Genomic DNA, 3,441 nt, shown 5'->3' with positions numbered 1-3,441 from the left:
AGCGCCTGCCCGCCTTGTTCACCGTCACCATGCCCGGCTTGCAGCGGTCGAGGATGAAGTGCGGGAACACCGCCCAGGTCCGATCCGCGCGCTGGCGCACCGACACCGGCGCCCAGAAGGCATTGTCCAGGTTGGTGGTGCCGTAATGCGCCCCGGCGCCCAGGGCCAGATCGTGCATTTCGCCCGTGTTGCCGGGGCCGATGGGGCTGTGCTCCGGCGTGGGCTGGTGCAGCATCTTGGAACGCAGCGTCTTGTGCCGGCTGAAGCCACCGGTCGCCATGATCACGCCGCGGCGGGCGGCGATGCGGCGTCGCTGTCCGTTCTGGGTGGCCACGACGCCGGTTACGGCGTCGCCGTCGCGGATCAGCTCCTCCACCTTGGTCTGCACCAGGATGTCCACGCCGCGCTGGTCGAGCGAATGGAGCAGCCGGCCGATCAGCGCGTTGCCCATCACCAGACGGGTGCCGCGCGGATGCTTCAGCCGGTCCATGGCGTGGCGGGCGATCAGCGCCACGGCGTGCTTGAAGGAGGCGAATGACTTGGTCAGCTTCAGCAGGTGGCCGACGTCGTCGCGGTCGATCATCATGCCGCCCAACACGGTGAATTCCGGGATCGGCGGCCGGACCAGCGCGAAATGCCCACCGAGCTTGCGCCCGTCGAAGGGCAGCGGCTCCAGCGCGCGGCCGCACAGCGTCGAGCCTTCCAGGTCGGAGATGTAGTCGGGGTGGAAGGGCCGCGCGCGGAACTGCACGTCGGAATTCTTCTCGATGGTGGCGATGGCCTCCGGTCCGGCCTCCAGGAAGGCGCGGCGCATCTCGGCCGATGAGTGCTTGCCGACCGCCAGATCCAGATAGTGGGAGACGGTCTCGTGGCTGTCCGGGGTGCCGGTGCCGGCGCGGTGGTGCGTGTTCGGAACCCAGGTCGTCGCGGCGGAGAAGGCGGTCGTGCCGCCGACATACTCGGTCCGCTCGATCAGCAGAACCTTCATGCCCTCGATGGTGGCGAACAGGGCGGCGGCCATGCCGGCGCCGCCGGCGCCCACCACCACCACGTCGTAGGCGGGCTTGTCCGCCATCTTGCGCATATCGATGCTCATGGACGTTTACTCTCCTGCGAGAAATTCTTCTTGGCGTGTCGGTAGGTTGGACGTCAGTACGTCGCGCGTCCGCCGGACAGGTCGAAGACGGCGCCGGTGGAGAAGGAACACTCGTCCGACGCCAGCCACGCCACCAGGGACGCGACCTCCGCCGGCTGTCCGGGGCGGCCGAGCGGGATCTTGCCCAGCACATAGGCCCGCACGTCGTCCGGCATCTGGGCGACCAGCGGGCTGTCGATCACCGCCGGAACCACCGTGTTGGCGAGGATGCCGGTGCCGGCCAGCTCCTTGCCCAGCGATTTGGTCAGGCCGATCACCCCGGCTTTGGCCGCCGAATAGGCGCTCTGGTTCGGGTTGCCCTCCTTGCCGGCGATGGAGGCGATGGTGACGATGCGTCCGTATCCGGCGGCCCGCATGGCGGGGATCACCGCCCGGCAGCAGAGGAAGGTGCCGGTCAGGTTGATCTCCACCGTGCGGCGCCAGGCGTCGGGGGCGATGGTCTCCAACGGCTGGTTCGGCCCGATGGTCCCGGCCGAGGTGACGAGGATGTCGACCGCCCCCAGCGCATCCGCCGTCCGACGGGCCGCCTCATCCACGCTCGTCGGGTCGGTGACATCGACCGGGGCCGCATCGACGGCGGTCACGTCGATGCCGCTGCCATGCTCCGCCCTGAAACGGTCGAGCGCCGCCTCCAGCGCCGGGCCAGGCAGGTCCCACAGCGACACGCGCGCGCCCGATTGCAGAAGCCGGGCCGCCACGGCGAGGCCGATGCCGCCGGCCCCGCCGGTGACGACCGCCCTTCGGCCCTGTAGATCGATCCTGTTCATCGCTCCACCTTTGACCATCCCAAGGGGATGAAAGCCGTCGTCGAATGTCTCACTCGCCCTTCTGCAACAGGAAATCGACCATCAGCCCCAGCAGGTTGGCGAACATGCCGCCACCGACCTGGGTCTTGCAGCCGATGCGCCGCGCCGCCTCGATCAGCGGGGTCACCGCCGGGGCGGTGATCACGTCGCCGACGAAGGTGTCGGGGCCCAGCCGGTCCACCGGGATCGGCAGCGGGTCGGTCGGCTTCATGCCGGTCGGGGTGGCGTTGACCACCAGATCGAAGCCCGCCGGATCCGGTGCGCCGACGCGCACCGCGTCGCCGAACCGCTCCATCAGGCGGCGGATCAGCGTGTCGCGGCGATTGGCGTCCTCGTCATGGATGGCAAGGTCGCGGATCCCCGCCTCCAGCAGCGACAGGGCGATGGCTGTCCCGGCCCCACCGGCCCCGACCAGCAGGGCGGTCCTGCCCTCCGGCTGGAAGCCCTCCTGGCGGATGCCGCCGACGAAGCCGAGGCCGTCCACCATGTCGCCGGCCCAGCCGGTCTTCGTTCGGCGCATGACGTTGACCGCACCCAGGAAGCGCGCGCGGTCGGTCGGCTCGGTGACGTGGCGGAAGCAGGCGAACTTGTGCGGGACGGTGACGATCAGGCCGTCGAGGTTGCGCATCGTCACGATGGTCTCGACGAAGCGGTCGAGGTCGGCGGGGGTGACGTTGGCGGGGATCAGGATGGCGTTCTCGCCGCGCGCCGCGAAGGACTTGGTGACGTCGGCCGGCGACTTCACCTGGGCGATCGGATCGCCGAGGATCAGATGGACGCGCGTGGCGCCGTTCAGGGTGGGCAGCATCGGGAAGTCTCCGGTTCAGGAATGATCGGCGGTGGCGGGGGCGGTTTCGTCGCCTTCCTCGGCATGGACCACGCCGAGCAGGCGGTGCTGCAGGGCGGTGTCGCGCTCCAGCTCCTCGGCCTTGCCCTCATAGGCGACCTTGCCGTTCACCAGCACATAGGCGCGGTCGACGATGGACAGCACGGTTTCGGCGTGATGCTCGACGATGACCATGGCCACCCGGCCGCGCAGCTTGACGACGGCCTCCATCACCTCCTTGACGACGGCGGGGGCGAGGCCCTCGAACGGCTCGTCCAGCAGGACGATGCGGCTCGGCACCATCAGGGCGCGGGCGATGGCGACCATCTGGCGCTCGCCGCCCGACAGGGTCTCCGCCTTGGCGCGCTGGCGGGTCTCCAGCCGGGGGAACAGGACGAAGACCTCCTCCACCGACAGGCCGCCCGGCCGCGCGGCGAGGCGCAGATTCTCGACCACCGTCAGGTTGGGGAACAGGCGGCGGCCTTCCGGCACGATGGACACGCCGTGGCGGTTGATCTCGTAGGGCTTGGCGCCGGTGATGTCGGTGCCGTCGAAGACCACCCGGCCGCCGCTGACCGGGCAGCCGCCCATGATGGTGCGCAGCGTCGTGGTCTTGCCGACACCGTTGCGGCCCAGAAGGGGCACCGCCTCGC

General features: G+C 69.8%; 4 protein-coding genes. All 4 read right to left on the bottom strand.

What is annotated here, in order from left to right; genetic code table 11:
- On the bottom strand, nucleotides 1-1,096 hold a 1,096-nt coding region (locus I71_RS32220; protein WP_042703933.1), incomplete at its 3' end, for an FAD-dependent oxidoreductase.
- Nucleotides 1,097-1,149: 53 nt separating this feature from the next.
- Nucleotides 1,150-1,923 (bottom strand): SDR family NAD(P)-dependent oxidoreductase, encoded by a 774-nt coding sequence (locus tag I71_RS32215; protein ID WP_042703931.1) that lies wholly within the window; start codon nucleotides 1,921-1,923, stop codon nucleotides 1,150-1,152.
- A gap of 49 nt (nucleotides 1,924-1,972) precedes the next feature.
- Entirely contained in the window at nucleotides 1,973-2,770 is a 798-nt protein-coding gene (locus I71_RS32210) for a shikimate dehydrogenase (protein ID WP_042703929.1), read from the bottom strand.
- A gap of 15 nt (nucleotides 2,771-2,785) precedes the next feature.
- Nucleotides 2,786-3,441: ABC transporter ATP-binding protein (locus tag I71_RS32205; RefSeq protein WP_042703927.1), on the bottom strand; the 656-nt coding region annotated here is incomplete at its 5' end.

Origin of the sequence: Azospirillum sp. B506 (assembly GCF_000333595.1) — a bacterium.
Lineage (GTDB): Bacteria > Pseudomonadota > Alphaproteobacteria > Azospirillales > Azospirillaceae > Azospirillum.
The sequence above is the reverse complement of the archived record's forward strand: the minus strand, read 5'-3'. Positions and strand labels throughout refer to the sequence as shown.